Here is a 15,861-nt window from a genome sequence, read left to right as displayed (position 1 = left end):
AGTGAGCAAGCAACGGGGGTGTAAAGGAATCACGATGGGAAAGATCACCGGCTTCATGGAGCATGAGCGCGTCGAGGAGGGCTACAAGCCCGTCGACGAGCGCGTCAAGCATTACAAGGAATTCGTCGTCGGCCTGAACACCGAACAGGCCAAGGTGCAGGGCGCGCGCTGCATGGACTGCGGCACGCCGTTCTGCAACAGCGGCTGCCCGGTCAACAACATCATTCCGGACTTCAACGACCTCGTGTACCGCAACGACTGGCAAAACGCCTTCGCGGTGCTCGACTCGACCAACAACTTCCCCGAGTTCACCGGCCGCATCTGCCCCGCGCCCTGCGAGGCGGCCTGCGTGCTCAACGTGAACGACGACCCGGTCGGCATCAAGTCGCTGGAGCACGCGATCATCGACCGCGCCTGGGACGAAGGCTGGGTGGCGCCGCGCGCCGCCAAGCACAAGACCGGCAAGAAGGTGGCGGTGGTGGGTTCGGGCCCGGCCGGCATGGCGGCCGCCCAGCAACTGGCGCGCGTCGGCCACGACGTGACGTTGTTCGAGAAGAACGACCGCATCGGCGGCCTGCTGCGCTACGGCATCCCCGACTTCAAGATGGAGAAGTCGCACATCGACCGGCGCGTCGAGCAGATGAAGGCCGAAGGCGTGACCTTCCGCACCGGCGTGATGGTCGGCGCCGCGAAGGATCCGCTGGGCAAGGGCTCCAAGGTCACGAACCTCGCCAAGGAAACCGTCACGCCCGAGCAGCTGCAGAAAGAGTTCGACGCCGTGGTGCTCACCGGCGGCGCCGAGCAATCGCGCGACCTGCCGGTGCCCGGTCGCGACCTCGACGGCATCCATTTCGCGATGGAGTTCCTGCCGCAGCAAAACCGCGTCAACGCGGGCGACAAGGTCAAGGGCCAGCTGCGCGCCGACGGCAAGCACGTGATCGTCATCGGCGGCGGCGACACCGGCTCCGATTGTGTGGGCACCAGCAACCGCCATGGCGCCGCGAGCGTCACGCAGTTCGAACTGATGCCGCAGCCGCCCGAGGAAGAAAACCGCCCGCTGACCTGGCCGTACTGGCCGATCAAGCTGCGCACCAGCTCCAGCCATGAAGAGGGCTGCGAGCGCGAGTTCGCGATCTCCACCAAGGAGTTCATCGGCGAGAAGGGCAAGGTCACCGGCCTGAAGACCGTTCGCGTCGAATGGAAGGACGGCAAGATGCAGGAAGTGGCCGGCAGCGAGCAGGTGCTCAAGGCCGACCTCGTGCTGCTCGCCATGGGCTTCATCAGTCCCGTGGCGACCGTGCTCGATGCCTTCGGTGTCGAGAAGGATGCACGCGGCAATGCCAAGGCGACGGTCGACTTCATCGGGGGCTATGCCACCAACGTGCCGAAGGTGTTCGCCGCCGGCGACATCCGCCGCGGACAGTCGCTGGTGGTCTGGGCGATCCGCGAGGGCCGTCAAGCTGCCCGCGCGGTCGATGAATTTTTGATGGGATTCAGCGACTTGCCTCGCTGATTTTTGTTTCAGTTTCGCGGGCCCGGGTTTGTCCCCGGTATCATCCGCCGGAAACCGCATGCCGGGATGCCTGAAAGGGCGCCCGGCTTTTTTATTGAGATGGACCCAGCCGCACCACTGCCACATCCCTTTGTAGAGTTCCGCGACGTTACGTTCGGCTACGGCGCGCGCGCCATTCTCGACGGCGTGTCCTTCACCGTGCCGCGCGGCAAGGTGACCGCCCTGATGGGCGCATCGGGCGGCGGCAAGACCACCGTGCTGCGCCTGATCGGCGGACAGCAGAAGGCGCAGCGCGGCGAGGTGCTCTTCGATGGTCAGGACGTCGTCAGGTTCGACGCAACGGCGCTTTACGCGGCGCGGCGCCGAATGGGCATGCTGTTCCAGTTCGGCGCGTTGTTCACCGACATGAGCGTGTTCGACAACGTGGCCTTCCCGCTGCGCGAGCACACCCAGTTGTCCGAAGCGCTGGTGCGCGACATCGTGCTCATGAAGCTCGATGCCGTCGGCCTGCGCGGCGCGCGCGACCTGATGCCCAGCGAGGTGTCGGGCGGCATGGCGCGGCGCGTGGCGCTGGCGCGCGCGATCGCGCTCGACCCCGATCTCGTCATGTACGACGAGCCCTTCGCCGGCCTCGACCCGATCTCGCTCGGCACGGCGGCGCGGCTGATCCGACAGCTCAACGACACGCTCGGACTCACCAGCATCATCGTGTCGCACGACCTCGAGGAAACCTTCCGCATCGCCGACCACGTGATCATCCTGGCCAACGGCGGCATTGCCGCGCAGGGCACGCCCGACGAAGTGCGCGAGAGCGACGATCCGCTGGTCCATCAGTTCGTCAATGCGCTGCCCGACGGGCCGGTGCATTTCCACTACCCCGGCGTCAGCATCGAAGACGACTTCGGCAATGTGGAAGGAGGGCGCTCATGACCTGGTGGAAACCAGCCGACCTCGGCTTCGCGGTGCGCCGCCATCTGGCCAACCTGGGCTATGGCGCGAAGCTTTTCACGCGCCTGATCGGACCGGGCGCGCAGATCATGCGCCGGTTCGGGCTGGTGCGCGACCAGATCCATTTCCTGGGCAACTACTCGCTCGCGATCATCGGCGTGTCGGGGCTGTTCGTCGGCTTCGTGCTGGGGCTGCAGATGTACTACGCGCTGCAGCGCTACGGCTCGTCCGAAGCGCTCGGCCTGCTGGTCACACTGAGTCTCGTGCGCGAGCTCGGGCCTGTGGTGGCGGCCTTGCTCTTCACCGGACGCGCCGGTACGTCGCTTACCGCGGAGATCGGCCTCATGAAGGCCGACGAGCAATTGAGCGCCATGGAGATGATGGCGGTCGATCCGGTGCAGCGCATCCTCGCACCGCGCTTCTGGGCCGGCGTGATCACCATGCCGCTGCTGGCGGCTGTGTTCAGCGCGGTGGGCATCATGGGCGGCTACGTGGTGGGCGTGCTGATGCTGGGCGTGGACCCGGGCGCGTTCTGGGGCCAGATGCAGGGCGGCGTCGACGTATGGCGCGACGTCGGCAATGGCGTCATCAAGAGCATCGTCTTCGGCTTCACCGTGACCTTCATCGCACTGCTGCAGGGCTACGAGGCCCAGCCCACGCCCGAAGGCGTGTCGCGCGCGACCACGAAGACCGTGGTCACGGCATCGCTGGCGGTACTGGGGCTCGACTTCCTGCTCACCGCGATGATGTTCAGCATATGAACGAGTACACCCCCAGGCTTGCCCACTTCGTGTGGCCTCCTACCCCCTTGCAGGGGGCAACACCTGCAGCCCGGCAAAGCCGGTTCTGCGGTGATTCTCGATTGAGTCAATCCGTAGGCATTTAGGAAGAGTCGATATGCAACGTTCCAACAACGACATCTGGGTGGGCCTGTTCGTGCTGATCGGCGCGGCGGCGCTGCTGTTTCTCGCGCTGCAGTCGGCCAACCTGCTGAGCCTGAATTTTCAGAAGACCTATGCGGTCACCGCGCGCTTCGACAACATCGGCGGGCTCAAGCCCCAAACCGCGGTCAAGAGCGCGGGGGTCGTGGTCGGCCGCGTGGAATCCATCGCCTTCAACGACAAGTCCTTTCAGGCCGACGTGACGCTGGCTTTGCAAAACCGTTACAGTTTTCCCAAGGACAGCTCGCTCAAGATCCTGACCAGTGGCCTGCTCGGCGAGCAGTACATCGGAATCGAGGCGGGCGCCGAGGAGAAGGCACTGCAGGCCGGCGACACCATCACTTCGACCCAATCGGCCGTGGTGTTGGAGAACCTGATCAGCCAGTTCCTGTACAGCAAGGCGGCCGAAGGCAATTCTTCGACGCCTGGAACAGCGAATAAGAAATGAAAACACGAGCCCCTCTTTCTGCTGCTATGAATAACGTAGCGAGCCATGCGCGCTGGATGAGCGCAGCAGCCGTCTTCGCGCTGGTGGCCGGTTGCGCCACCGGCCCCAACGCCAATCCGGCCGACCCGTTCGAGCCATTCAACCGCGGTGTTTCTCGCTTCAACGACACCGTCGACGATGCGGTGCTCGTCCCCGTGGCCACGGCCTACCAGAAGGCGCTGCCCTCGATGGTGCGCACCGGCGTGAACAACTTCTTCTCCAACATCGGCGATGTCTGGAGCCTGGCCAACAACGTGGCCCAGTTGAAGCTGCAGAACAGCGCCGAGACCTTCATGCGGCTGAACGTCAACACCTTCTTCGGCCTCGGCGGCCTGCTGGACGTTGCGACCGAAGCGGGCATTCCCCGCCACGAGGAAGACTTCGGCCAGACGCTGGGCTACTGGGGTGTCGGCGCCGGCCCATATGTCGTGCTGCCGCTGCTGGGCCCCTCGACGGTGCGCGACACTGCGGCCAAGCCGCTTGACATGTACGGCGATCCGCTGGGCCATGTGAGCGACATCCCTTGGCGCAATTCGCTGACGGTGCTGCGCGTCGTCGACACGCGTTCGCAGTACCTGCGCGCCGGCCGCCTGCTCGGCGACGCGGCGCTCGACAAGTATTCGTTCACGCGCGATGCGTTCCTGCAGCACCGCCGCAGCCAGGTCTACGACGGCAATCCGCCCAACGACGGCAGCGACGGCAGCGACGGCGGCGACAAGTAAGCCGAGGAGCAGCATGGAGGGAAGGCTGCTTGCATCCGGTTGCAAGGCTTCACCTCCCGGACAGGAACCCGGTCGGCCCCATGCGCCTCGAATCCGTTCCTGTTTCAGCATCCGGCTTTTCCGGATGCCTGTGGATTTTCAAACTTGAATGAGGGACTCTCCATGAACGACAAGACCTTGCAACGTCGCGATCTCGGCCGCCTGGTGCTGGCCGGTGCCCTGCTGTTCGGTGCGGCTTTCGCATTCGTCCAGCCCGCCCGTGCCGCCGACGAAGCGCCCGATGCGCTCGTCAAGCGCCTCTCGACCGACGTGCTCGAGACGATCAAGGCCGACTCGTCCATCAAGTCGGGCGACGTCAACAAGATCATGCTGCTGGTCGACAGCAAGATCATGCCCAACGTCAACTTCCAGCGCATGACGGCCTCGGCCGTCGGCCCGGCCTGGCGCACGGCCACGCCAGAGCAGCAGAAGCGCCTGCAGGAAGAATTCAAGACCCTGCTGGTGCGCACCTATGCCGGCGCGCTCGACCAGGTGACCGACCAGACCGTCACCATCCGTCCGTTCCGCGGCTCGCCCGACGACAAGGACGTGCTGGTGCGCACCGAGGTCAAGGGCCGCGGCGATCCGGTCCAGCTCGACTACCGCCTCGAGAAGACCCCCGGCCAGGGCGCCGGCTGGAAGGTCTACAACCTGAATGTGCTGGGTGTCTGGCTGGTCGACACCTACCGCACCCAGTTCGCGCAGGAAATCAACAAGAGCGGTGTCGACGGCCTGATCGCCGCACTGGTCGCGCGCAACAAGGGCAACGGCAAGAGCTGACCGGAGCGCACGATGCTGGTCCTGCCGACCCGACTCACCCACGACGAGGCCCCCGCCTGCATGCGTATGCTGCAGCAGGGGCTGAAGGGCCAGGTCGACTCGTCGTCCACCGTGGTCGACGCGACCGCGCTGGCCCAGTTCGATTCGTCGGCGCTGGCCGTGCTGCTCGAATGCCGGCGCGAATCCAGCGCCCTGGGACGCGGCTTTTCCGTCAAGGGCCTCTCGCCCCGGCTGCGCGAGCTGGCCGCGCTGTACGGCATTGCGGGCCTTTTGCCCGCGGCGCCCTGACATTGTTGGCCCCCCGGCTTTTCACTCCGCTTTGCTGCGCGTAATTCGCCACCCCCCGAGGGGGAGGCGCGGCCCGCCTTGGGGCGGCCCGGCGGCGGCCGCATGAGGGTATCGGGCCGCTGCGCGGCAGCTTGTAAAGCGGCCCCGTAAAATCGCGGGCTCCCATGCCCGCGATCTCATTCCAATCGGTCTCCAAGACCTATCCCCCCTCCAGACAGCAGAAAGCCCAAGGCAAGCAAGGGCTGAAGGCGGTCGACGAGGTCAGCTTCCAGATCGAGCCGGGCGAGTTCTTCGGCCTGCTCGGCCCGAACGGCGCGGGCAAGACCACCCTCATCAGCATGCTCGCGGGGCTTTCGCGCCCCACGGCCGGCGCCATCAGCGTCCACGGCTTCGACGTGCAGCGCGATTACGCCGAGGCACGCCGCCAGCTCGGCATCGTGCCGCAGGAGCTGGTGTTCGACCCCTTCTTCAACGTGCGCGAATCGCTGCGCATCCAGTCGGGCTACTTCGGCATCAAGAACAACGACGACTGGATCGACGAGCTGCTGCACAGCCTGGGCCTCGCCGACAAGGCCGGCGCCAACATGCGCCAGCTTTCGGGCGGCATGAAGCGCCGCGTGCTTGTGGCGCAGGCGCTGGTGCACAAGCCGCCGGTGATCGTGCTCGACGAGCCCACGGCCGGCGTCGACGTCGAATTGCGCCAGACGCTCTGGCAGTTCGTCGCCCGGCTCAACAAGCAGGGCAGCACCGTGCTGCTGACCACCCACTACCTCGAAGAAGCCGAGGCGCTGTGCAGCCGCATCGCGATGCTCAAGCTCGGCAAGGTGATCGCGCTCGACCGCACCAGCGAACTGTTGAAGTCGGCCGCGAGCAACGTACTGCGCTTCAAGACCGACGCCATGCTGCCCTGGGCCATCGCCCAGCATGCGCGCATCACCGGGCGCATCGTGCAGCTGCCGGCGCAGAACGCCCATGAAGTCGAACAACTGCTGGCCGCGATCCGCGAAGCCGGCGTCGCGGTGGAAGACGTGGAAATGCGCAAGGCCGATCTCGAAGACGTGTTCATCGACCTGATGGCCGGCGAGCAGACCCCGCTGGAGGTGGCGCGATGAGCGCCGCGCCGGGCCGCCCCAAGCAAGCGAAGCTCCCCCTCGGGGGGAAGCGAGGACACGCAGTGCCGAGCAAGGGGGCTCCATGATGGCCGTGACCGGTTGGCGCGCGCTGCTCTACAAGGAGACGCTGCGCTTCTGGAAGGTCGGGTTCCAGACGGTCGGTGCGCCGGTGCTCACCGCGCTGCTGTACCTCATGGTGTTCGGCCATGTGCTCGAGGGCCGCGTGACGGTCTACGGCACCGTCGGCTACACGGCCTTCCTCGTGCCGGGCCTCGTGATGATGAGCGTGCTGCAGAACGCGTTCGCCAACAGCTCGTCCTCGATCATCCAGAGCAAGATCATGGGCAACCTGGTGTTCGTGCTGCTCACGCCGCTGTCGCACTGGGGCTGGTTCTTCGCCTACGTGGGCTCGTCGGTCATCCGCGGGCTGGCCGTGGGGCTGGGCGTGTTCGCGGTCACGGTCTTCTTCGCGATGCCGAACTTCGTGGCGCCGGTCTGGATCGTCGTTTTCGCGCTGCTGGGGGCCGCGATGCTCGGCACGCTCGGGTTGATCGCCGGCCTCTGGGCCGAGAAGTTCGACCAGATGGCGGTGTTCCAGAACTTCCTGATCATGCCCATGACCTTCCTGTCGGGCGTGTTCTATTCGATCGGCTCGCTGCCGCCTTTCTGGCAGAGCGTGAGCCACCTGAACCCGTTCTTCTACATGATCGACGGCTTCCGCTACGGCTTCTTCGGCGTGAGCGATGCATCGCCCTGGCTCAGCCTGGGCATCGTCGGCACCGCGTGGCTGGCGGTGAGCGCCATCGCTGTCCATCTCCTGCGCATCGGCTACAAAATCCGAGGCTGAACGCTTCTTCTCCAGACCCCATGACCGCCGAACAACTCCAGGCCCTGATCCAGTCCCACCTCCCGTGCGAGCACATCACGCTCGAGGGCGATGGCCGGCATTGGTATGCCACCATCGTCTCGGCCGAATTCGAGGGCAAGCGCGCGATCCAGCGCCATCAGCGGGTCTACGCCACCCTCGGTGCGAAAATGCACACCGACGAGGTGCATGCGCTTTCGATGAAGACCTACACGCCGGCCGAATGGGCGGCGGTGGAAAAATAACTCCCCGGCCCTCGCAGGCCCCTGATTTCGCTGGAATTTCGATGGACAAACTTCTGATTCGCGGCGGGCGAGAGCTCCGCGGCGAAGTACTCATTTCCGGCGCCAAGAACGCCGCGCTGCCCGAACTGTGCGCGGCGTTGCTGACCGACCAGCCCGTGACGCTGCACAACGTGCCGCGCCTGCAGGACGTGTCGACCATGCTCAAGCTGGTGCGCAACATGGGCGTCGTGGCCGAGCGCGGCCAGGATGGGAAGGACGGCGGCACGGTGCGCCTGAATGCCGGCGACCTGAACAACCCGGAAGCGCCTTATGAGCTGGTGAAGACCATGCGCGCCTCCGTGCTGGCCCTGGGCCCGCTGCTGGCGCGCTTCGGCCATGCCAAGGTGTCGCTGCCCGGCGGCTGCGCCATCGGCTCGCGGCCGGTCGACCAGCACATCAAGGGCCTGCAGGCCATGGGCGCCGAGATCGTGGTCGACCACGGCTACATGGTCGCGCGCCTGCCCGAAGGCCGCACCCGCCTGAAGGGCGCGCGCATCCTGACCGACATGGTTACCGTCACCGGCACCGAGAACTTTCTGATGGCCGCCGCACTGGCCGAGGGCGAGACGCTGCTCGAGAACGCCGCGCAGGAGCCCGAGATCGTCGACCTGGCCGAAATGCTGATCCGCATGGGCGCCAAGATCGAAGGCCACGGCACCAGCCACATCCGCATCCAGGGCGTCGAGAAGCTGCACGGCTGCGAACACGCCGTGGTGGCCGACCGCATCGAGGCCGGCACCTTCCTGTGCGCCGTCGCGGCCACGGGCGGCGAGGCCTTCCTGCGCCACGCGCGCGGCGACCACATGGACGCCGTGATCGACAAGCTGCGCGACGCGGGCTGCACCGTCGCCTGCGAGAAGGACGGCGTGCGCGTCAGCTCCAAGGGCCCGGCCTGCGAACATCTGAAGGCACAGAGCTTCAGCACCACCGAATACCCCGGCTTCCCGACCGACATGCAGGCCCAGTTCATGGCCCTGAACGTGATCGCGCGCGGCGCCTCGATGGTCACCGAAACCATCTTCGAGAACCGCTTCATGCACGTGAACGAGATGGTTCGCCTGGGCGCCAACATCCACGTCGAGGGCAAGGTCGCGATGGTCGAGGGCGTGCAGCAGCTCTCGGGCGCGACCGTGATGGCCACTGACCTGCGCGCTTCGGCCAGCCTGGTCATCGCCGGCCTCGTGGCCGAGGGCGAAACCCTGATCGACCGCATCTACCACCTCGACCGGGGCTACGACCGCATGGAAGCCAAGCTGCGCGGCCTGGGCGCCGACATCGAACGACTGACCGGAGCCGCCGCATGATCACCCTGGCGCTTTCCAAGGGCCGCATCTTCGAAGAAACGATGCCCCTGCTGGCGGCCGCCGGCATCGAGGTCACCGAAGACCCCGAGAAGTCGCGCAAGCTCATTCTTGGCACCACCCGCCCCGACGTTCGCGTGGTGCTGGTGCGCGCCTCCGACGTGCCCACCTACGTGCAGTACGGCGGCGCCGACCTCGGTGTGACCGGGCTCGACGTGCTGCTCGAACACGGCAACCAGGGCCTGTACCAACCGCTCGATCTGCGCATCGCGGCCTGCCGCCTCAGCGTGGCCGTGCGCGCCGACTACGACTACGCCTCGGCCGTGAAGCAGGGCTCGCGCCTGCGTGTGGCGACCAAGTACGTGGGCCTGTCGCGCGACTTCTTCGCCAGCAAGGGCGTGCACGTCGACCTGATCAAGCTCTACGGCAGCATGGAGCTGGCGCCGCTCACGGGCCTGGCCGACGCCATCGTCGACCTGGTCTCGACCGGCAACACGCTCAAGGCCAACCACCTCGTCGAGGTGGAACGCATCATGGACATCAGCGCCCGGCTGGTGGTCAACCAGGCGGCGCTCAAGCTCAATCGCGAGCCCATCCGCCGCATCATCGACGCGTTCGCGTCGGCCATTCCTTCCGCCTGAACATCACGCACATGACTCTGAAAGCAGCCCCCGCCCGACTGTCCACGACTTCAGCCAGCTTCGACGCTGAATTCAAGGCGCGGCTGCATTGGTCCGCGGACGCGGATGCGGCCATCGAGAAGGTGGTGGCGGACATCCTCGCCGACGTTCAAACGCGTGGCGACGTTGCGGTGCTGGAGTACACGAATCGCTTCGACAAGCTCGACGCGAAGACGCTGCCCGAGCTGGAGCTGACCCAGGCCGAACTGAAGGCCGCCTTCGAGTCGCTGCCCGCAGCGCAGCGCGGCGCGCTCGAAGCCGCCGCACGCCGTGTGCGCAGCTACCACGAGGCCCAGAAGAAGGCCTCGGGCGAGAGCTGGAGCTACCGCGACGCCGACGGCACGCTGCTCGGCCAGAAGGTCACGCCGCTCGACCGTGTCGGCATCTACGTGCCGGGCGGCAAGGCCGCCTATCCGTCGAGCGTGCTGATGAACGCCATTCCTGCGCACGTCGCGGGCGTCGCCGAAATCATCATGGTCGTGCCGACGCCGAAGGGCGAGAAGAACCAGCTCGTGCTGGCCGCCGCCTACGCGGCCGGCGTGACGCGCGCCTTCACCATCGGCGGCGCGCAAGCCGTGGCCGCGCTGGCCTACGGCACCGCGACCGTCCCCGCCGTCGACAAGATCACCGGCCCCGGCAACGCCTACGTGGCCGCAGCCAAGCGCCGCGTGTTCGGCACCGTGGGCATCGACATGATCGCGGGCCCGAGCGAAATCCTCGTGTTGGCCGACGGCACCACGCCGCCCGAGTGGGTGGCGATGGACCTGTTCAGCCAGGCCGAGCACGACGAGTTGGCGCAGAGCATCCTGCTGTGCCCCGACGCCGCCTACATCGACCGCGTGCAGGCCGAGATCGATCGCCTGCTGCCCACCATGCCGCGCGCCGAAATCATCGCCGCCTCGCTCAACGGCCGCGGCGCGCTGATCCACACGAAGAGCATGGAAGAGGCCTGCGAGATCAGCAACCGCATCGCGCCCGAGCACCTGGAAGTCAGCAGCAGCGAACCGAATCGCTGGGAGCCGCTGCTGCGCCACGCCGGCGCGATCTTCCTGGGCGCCTTCACCAGCGAGAGCCTGGGCGACTACTGCGCCGGGCCGAACCACGTGCTGCCGACCAGCGGCACGGCGCGCTTCTCGAGCCCGCTGGGCGTCTACGACTTCCAGAAGCGCTCCAGCCTGATCGAGGTCAGCGAGGCCGGCGCCCAGGCGCTCGGCCCGGTCGCCGTCACGCTGGCCGAGGGCGAGGGCCTGCAGGCGCACGCCGAGGCCGCCCGCATGCGGCTGCGTAAGATCTGAACTCCAACAACAACCCGTCCTCGGGAGGAGCAAGCAAGATGATCGGTCGTCTCTTCGGTTCGCGCCTGTTCAGGTTCGCCGCGACTGCCATTGCGGGGGCCGCGCTGTTGGCCGCCTGCAGCCAGATGCCGCAGGCTCCGCGCGAATCGGCCGCCGCCAGCGCCACGTCCAGCGCCGCCGCGCCGGCCGCACCCGCGCCGCAGCTTGGCACGCAATGGGGCGAGGGCATCGAATCGAAGACCCGCACCGTCGTCGCCAAGCGCCTGTCCGACCGGCCGGACGACGTGGCCTCGGTGGGCTACAACGAGGCCTCCGCCGTGCGCCGCGCGGTGGGCAGCAATCCCGAGCGGCGGCTGAACCTGCTGCTGGCCGATGGCGATGTCGAATGGTCCGTGCTCGACGAGGACGGCCGTCCGCTGCCCCTGCAGCGCACCCGCCGGGGCAGCGGCGGGGAGGACATGTTCCGTCTCGCCGGTGTCGAAGGCGCGCGCTACACACTGCGCTTTCGCAACCTGAGCGAGCGCAGCTACGAAGTGATCGCCACCGTCGACGGCCTCGACGTGCTCAACGGCAAGCCCGGCAGCATGCGCAACGGCGGCTACGTGCTGCGGCCGCTGCAGTCGCTGACCATCGAGGGCTTTCGCAAGAGCCAGAACGAGGTGGCCGCCTTCCGTTTTTCAGCGCCCGGCCGCGCCTACGCTGCGAACACCGAAGCCGGCGACGTGCGCAACGTCGGCGTGATCGGTGCCGCGCTGTTCGAGCTCGAAGAGCGCGACACCCCGCGCCGCCAGCGCCGCGGCGCCGACCCGTCGCAGCCCAGCGCCTTCCCGGCCGACGGCGCCTACGCGCCGCCGCCGCGCTACCGCAGGTGATGCCGATGAAGCGTGCCGCGTTCCTGCTGCTCGCACTCGCCGTCGCCTCCGGCGCGCAGGCCATGAGCATCCGCGAGCTGCGCACGCTCGAGGCCAACGAGAAGGAGGGCAAGGCCTACGCCAGCTACTACCTGGTCGGCGTGCTCGAAGGCCTGCGCGAAGGCGTCGAATCTTCGCAGCGCAACGGCCAGAAGCCGCTGTTCTGCGTCGAGGGCCGCCGCCTCGAACCCTCCATGGCCCGTTCGCTCTACCAGACCGAGCTGACCCGCAACGCCGACAGTTACGAAGCCGACATGCCCGTGCAACTGGTCATGTCCGGCGCCCTCAAGAACAGCTATCACTGCACCCGATGACCGCTCCTGAATCCGCTCGCCCGCCGTTCGACCGCATCCGCCACGACGTGCGGGCCATGCATGGCTATGCGGTGCAGGACGCGCGCGGCTTCATCAAGCTCGACGCCATGGAAAACCCCTTCGGCCTGCCGCCCGCGCTGCAGGCCGAACTCGGCACGCGGCTCGGCGCGCTGGCGCTCAACCGCTACCCCGGCGACCGTGGCGCCGATCTGCGCAGCGCGCTGGCGGCACATGCGCAAATGCCTGAAGGCTTCGCGCTGATGCTGGGCAACGGGTCGGACGAACTGATCTCGCTGCTGGCCATCGCCTGCGACCTGCCGGGTGCGGCCGTGCTGGCACCCGTGCCCGGCTTCGTGATGTACGCCATGAGCGCGAAGCTCCAGGGCCTGAAGTTCGTTGGCGTGCCGCTCACGGCCGACTTCGAGCTCGACGAGGCCGCCATGCTGGCCGCCATCGAGCGCGAGAAGCCCGCCATCGTCTATCTCGCGTACCCCAACAACCCGACCGCCAACCTCTGGGACGACGCCGTCCTCGAGAAGATCGTCGAAGCCCAGGGCGCGCAGGGCGGCCTGGTGGTGATCGACGAGGCCTACCAGCCCTTTGCCGCCCGCAGCTACATCGACCGGCTGGCGAAGCACGGCCACGTGCTGCTGATGCGCACGCTCAGCAAGTTCGGGCTGGCCGGCATCCGCCTGGGCTACATGATGGGTCCGGCCGCGCTGGTCGCCGAGATCGACAAAGTGCGCCCGCCCTACAACATCAGTGTGCTCAACTGCGAGGCTGCGCTGTTCGCGCTGGAGCATGCCGACGTGTTCGAGGCCCAGGCCCGGCAGATCCGCGAGGAGCGCGAGCGCCTGATGACGGGGCTCGGCCGCCTGCCCGGCGTGAAGACCTGGCCCAGCGACGCCAACATGATCCTCCTGCGCGTGCCCGATGCCGCCAGGACTTTTGAGGGTATGAAGGCTCGCGGCGTTCTGGTGAAGAACGTTTCTAAAATGCATGAACTGCTCGCGAACTGCCTGCGTCTCACCGTCGGAACGGCCGACGAGAATGCGCGGATGCTCGCGGCACTCGAAGCCTCACTATGACCACCCCCCAGATTGCCGATCGCACAGCGACGGTCACCCGCAACACCGCCGAGACGAAGATCACCGTCAGCGTGAACCTCGACGGCACCGGCCGCGCCAAGCTTTCCACCGGCATCGGCTTCTTCGACCACATGCTCGACCAGATCGCCCGCCACGGGCTGATCGACCTCGACATCGACTGCCAGGGCGACCTGCACATCGACGGGCACCACACGGTGGAAGACGTGGGCATCACGCTGGGCCAGGCCGTGGCCAAGGCTGTCGGCGACAAGAAAGGCATCCGCCGCTACGGCCATGCCTATGTGCCGCTCGACGAGGCGCTGAGCCGTGTCGTCATCGACTTCTCGGGCCGTCCGGGCCTCGTGATGCACGTGCCTTTCACCAGCGGGATGATCGGCACCTTCGACAGCCAGCTCACCTACGAGTTCTTCCAGGGTTTCGTGAACCACGCCTTCGTCTCGCTGCACATCGACAACCTCAAGGGCGTCAATGCGCATCACCAGTGCGAGACGGTGTTCAAGGCTTTTGCGCGCGCCATGCGCGGCGCGCTCGAAATCGATCCCCGCTCCGTCGGGGTCATTCCATCGACCAAGGGTTCGCTCTGAAGCCCGCCAGCGAACAGCTATGAAATCTGTAGCAGCAAATACCGTCGCGGTCGTCGACTACGGCATGGGCAACCTGCACTCGGTGTCGCAGGCCGTTCGCCATGCGGCCGACCAGGTGGGCGTGGAGGTGTTCGTCACCTCCGACCCCGACGTGGTCCGCAAGGCGACCCGTGTGGTGCTGCCGGGGCAGGGCGCCATGCCCGACTGCATGCGCGAGCTGCGCGACTCCGGCCTTCAGGAATCGGTGCTCGAGGCGGCCGCCAGCAAGCCGCTGTTCGGCGTGTGCGTGGGCATGCAGATGATGCTGTCGCGCAGCGACGAAGGCCCGACCGACGGCTTGGGCCTCATTCCAGGTGAAGTCGTCAAATTCGACCTGGCCGGGCGCCTGCAGGCCGACGGCAGCCGCTTCAAGGTGCCGCAGATGGGCTGGAACCAGGTGCGCCAGGCCCAGCCGCATCCGGTGTGGGCGGGCGTGCCCGACCTGAGCTATTTTTACTTCGTGCACAGCTTCTATGCCCGTCCGGCGGACCCCAAACACAGCGTGGGCGAGGCGGAATACGGCGCGAGCTTTACCGCGGCCATCGCACGCGATAACATTTTTGCCACCCAGTTCCACCCGGAGAAGAGTGCGGACCACGGGTTGCAGCTCTATCGCAATTTCCTCCACTGGAAACCCTGAACCTATTTTTCCGACCGGGCCGACACTCCCACAGCCCGGATCCCGCACACTCGCGTCACTTCCATGCTCCTCATTCCCGCCATTGATCTCAAAGACGGCCACTGCGTTCGCCTCAAACAGGGCGACATGGACCAGTCCACCATCTTCAGCGAAGACCCTGCCGCCATGGCCCGCAAGTGGGTCGAGGCCGGCGCGCGCCGGCTGCACCTGGTCGACCTGAATGGCGCCTTCGCCGGCAAGCCGCAGAACCACGCGGCGATCAAGGCGATCCTGAAAGAGGTGGGCGACGACATCCCGGTGCAACTCGGCGGCGGCATCCGCGACCTCGACACCATCGAGCGCTACATCGACGACGGCCTGCGCTACGTGATCATCGGCACCGCCGCGGTCAAGAACCCCGGCTTCCTGAAGGACGCCTGCAGCGCCTTCGGCGGCCACATCATCGTGGGCCTGGACGCCAAGGACGGCAAGGTCGCCACCGACGGCTGGAGCAAGCTCACGGGCCACGAGGTGGCCGACCTGGGCAAGAAGTTCGAGGACTACGGCGTCGAATCGATCATCTACACCGACATCGGCCGCGACGGCATGCTCTCGGGCATCAACATCGAGGCCACCGTCAAGCTCGCGCAGGCGCTGACCATCCCCGTGATCGCCTCGGGCGGCCTGTCGAACATGGCCGACATCGACAAGCTCTGCGAAGTCGAGTCCGACGGCGTGGAAGGTGTGATCTGCGGCCGCGCGATCTACTCGGGCGACCTCGACTTCGCCGCCGCGCAGGCCCGCGCGGACGAACTGGCGGCCTGACGCATTGCCGGCGCCGCCCTGGGCGGGCGTGCCGGTTCCTTTTCAGGCTCGGCTTCATCGAGGTCTTGATCGCCTGCCAGCAGGCTCAGCATGACCCCGGCCAGGACGATGGCCAGTCCGAGTACCGCCACTGCTTCCAGAAAGAATTTCATGGCGCCATGCCGTTGAGATGCCCCAGGGTTCCTCAGGCAATTGGATGAAATCC

19 protein-coding genes are annotated in these 15,861 nt (G+C 66.8%); all 19 read left to right on the top strand.

Going from position 1 to position 15,861, the window contains the following annotated elements; all coding sequences use genetic code 11:
* Nucleotides 1-34: 34 nt before the first annotated feature.
* The 19 genes from AC1DFC_RS15325 to hisA all read left to right on the top strand — a co-directional run bounded on the left by AC1DFC_RS15325 (nucleotide 35) and on the right by hisA (nucleotide 15,656).
* Nucleotides 35-1,513 carry a glutamate synthase subunit beta gene (locus AC1DFC_RS15325; protein ID WP_413313829.1) on the top strand — a complete coding sequence of 493 codons (1,479 nt, stop codon included), beginning with the start codon at nucleotides 35-37 and terminating at the stop codon, nucleotides 1,511-1,513.
* A gap of 66 nt (nucleotides 1,514-1,579) precedes the next feature.
* Nucleotides 1,580-2,443, top strand: a complete 864-nt coding sequence (locus AC1DFC_RS15320) for an ABC transporter ATP-binding protein (protein WP_413313828.1) — start codon at nucleotides 1,580-1,582, stop codon at nucleotides 2,441-2,443.
* The gene (mlaE, locus tag AC1DFC_RS15315; RefSeq protein WP_007835242.1) at nucleotides 2,440-3,222 is read left to right on the top strand and encodes a lipid asymmetry maintenance ABC transporter permease subunit MlaE; all 783 of its coding nucleotides are present in this window, start codon (nucleotides 2,440-2,442) and stop codon (nucleotides 3,220-3,222) included. Before AC1DFC_RS15320 ends, mlaE begins: the two co-directional genes overlap by 4 nt.
* 136 nt (nucleotides 3,223-3,358) lie before the next feature.
* Nucleotides 3,359-3,850: an outer membrane lipid asymmetry maintenance protein MlaD gene (gene mlaD / locus AC1DFC_RS15310; RefSeq protein ID WP_007835243.1), complete on the top strand. Its 492-nt coding sequence runs from the start codon at nucleotides 3,359-3,361 to the stop codon at nucleotides 3,848-3,850.
* Nucleotides 3,851-3,876: 26 nt separating this feature from the next.
* Nucleotides 3,877-4,611, top strand: a complete 735-nt coding sequence (locus tag AC1DFC_RS15305; RefSeq protein WP_478179523.1) for an MlaA family lipoprotein — start codon at nucleotides 3,877-3,879, stop codon at nucleotides 4,609-4,611.
* A 162-nt stretch (nucleotides 4,612-4,773) separates the two neighbouring features.
* On the top strand, nucleotides 4,774-5,430 hold the full coding sequence (locus AC1DFC_RS15300) for an MlaC/ttg2D family ABC transporter substrate-binding protein (protein ID WP_007835245.1): 657 nt from the start codon (nucleotides 4,774-4,776) through the stop codon (nucleotides 5,428-5,430).
* Between the two features lie 12 nt (nucleotides 5,431-5,442).
* Entirely contained in the window at nucleotides 5,443-5,718 is a 276-nt protein-coding gene (locus AC1DFC_RS15295) for an STAS domain-containing protein (RefSeq protein WP_007835246.1), read from the top strand.
* Between the two features lie 164 nt (nucleotides 5,719-5,882).
* Nucleotides 5,883-6,830, top strand: coding sequence for an ABC transporter ATP-binding protein (locus AC1DFC_RS15290; RefSeq protein ID WP_007835247.1), 948 nt, complete (start codon nucleotides 5,883-5,885; stop codon nucleotides 6,828-6,830).
* Between the two features lie 91 nt (nucleotides 6,831-6,921).
* Nucleotides 6,922-7,677: an ABC transporter permease gene (locus AC1DFC_RS15285; protein ID WP_042673676.1), complete on the top strand. Its 756-nt coding sequence runs from the start codon at nucleotides 6,922-6,924 to the stop codon at nucleotides 7,675-7,677.
* 20 nt (nucleotides 7,678-7,697) lie between these two features.
* Nucleotides 7,698-7,940, top strand: coding sequence for a BolA family protein (locus AC1DFC_RS15280; protein ID WP_007835251.1), 243 nt, complete (start codon nucleotides 7,698-7,700; stop codon nucleotides 7,938-7,940).
* Between the two features lie 41 nt (nucleotides 7,941-7,981).
* Complete coding sequence (murA, locus tag AC1DFC_RS15275; protein ID WP_007835252.1) at nucleotides 7,982-9,283, top strand: UDP-N-acetylglucosamine 1-carboxyvinyltransferase; 1,302 nt, start codon at nucleotides 7,982-7,984, stop codon at nucleotides 9,281-9,283.
* A complete protein-coding gene (gene hisG, locus AC1DFC_RS15270) occupies nucleotides 9,280-9,921 on the top strand; it encodes an ATP phosphoribosyltransferase (protein ID WP_478179522.1) in 642 nt (213 codons plus the stop codon). The genes murA and hisG overlap by 4 nt, the downstream gene beginning before the upstream one ends.
* 11 nt (nucleotides 9,922-9,932) lie before the next feature.
* The gene (gene hisD / locus AC1DFC_RS15265) at nucleotides 9,933-11,255 is read left to right on the top strand and encodes a histidinol dehydrogenase (RefSeq protein WP_007835254.1); all 1,323 of its coding nucleotides are present in this window, start codon (nucleotides 9,933-9,935) and stop codon (nucleotides 11,253-11,255) included.
* Between the two features lie 38 nt (nucleotides 11,256-11,293).
* A complete protein-coding gene (locus tag AC1DFC_RS15260; protein ID WP_413332268.1) occupies nucleotides 11,294-12,127 on the top strand; it encodes a hypothetical protein in 834 nt (277 codons plus the stop codon).
* A 5-nt stretch (nucleotides 12,128-12,132) separates the two neighbouring features.
* Nucleotides 12,133-12,480 carry a hypothetical protein gene (locus AC1DFC_RS15255; RefSeq protein ID WP_157632216.1) on the top strand — a complete coding sequence of 116 codons (348 nt, stop codon included), beginning with the start codon at nucleotides 12,133-12,135 and terminating at the stop codon, nucleotides 12,478-12,480.
* Nucleotides 12,477-13,568: a histidinol-phosphate transaminase gene (gene hisC, locus AC1DFC_RS15250; protein WP_413313823.1), complete on the top strand. Its 1,092-nt coding sequence runs from the start codon at nucleotides 12,477-12,479 to the stop codon at nucleotides 13,566-13,568. The genes AC1DFC_RS15255 and hisC overlap by 4 nt, the downstream gene beginning before the upstream one ends.
* Entirely contained in the window at nucleotides 13,565-14,173 is a 609-nt protein-coding gene (hisB, locus tag AC1DFC_RS15245; protein WP_007835258.1) for an imidazoleglycerol-phosphate dehydratase HisB, read from the top strand. The genes hisC and hisB overlap by 4 nt, the downstream gene beginning before the upstream one ends.
* A gap of 19 nt (nucleotides 14,174-14,192) precedes the next feature.
* On the top strand, nucleotides 14,193-14,852 hold the full coding sequence (gene hisH / locus AC1DFC_RS15240; RefSeq protein ID WP_478179521.1) for an imidazole glycerol phosphate synthase subunit HisH: 660 nt from the start codon (nucleotides 14,193-14,195) through the stop codon (nucleotides 14,850-14,852).
* Nucleotides 14,853-14,915: 63 nt separating this feature from the next.
* On the top strand, nucleotides 14,916-15,656 hold the full coding sequence (gene hisA / locus AC1DFC_RS15235; protein WP_007835261.1) for a 1-(5-phosphoribosyl)-5-[(5-phosphoribosylamino)methylideneamino]imidazole-4-carboxamide isomerase: 741 nt from the start codon (nucleotides 14,916-14,918) through the stop codon (nucleotides 15,654-15,656).
* Nucleotides 15,657-15,861 lie beyond the last annotated feature (205 nt).

It is taken from the genome of Variovorax sp. 10L421 (assembly GCF_056395365.1).
Note: the sequence above shows the minus strand (reverse complement) of the source record. Positions and strands in the feature narration are given on the sequence as shown.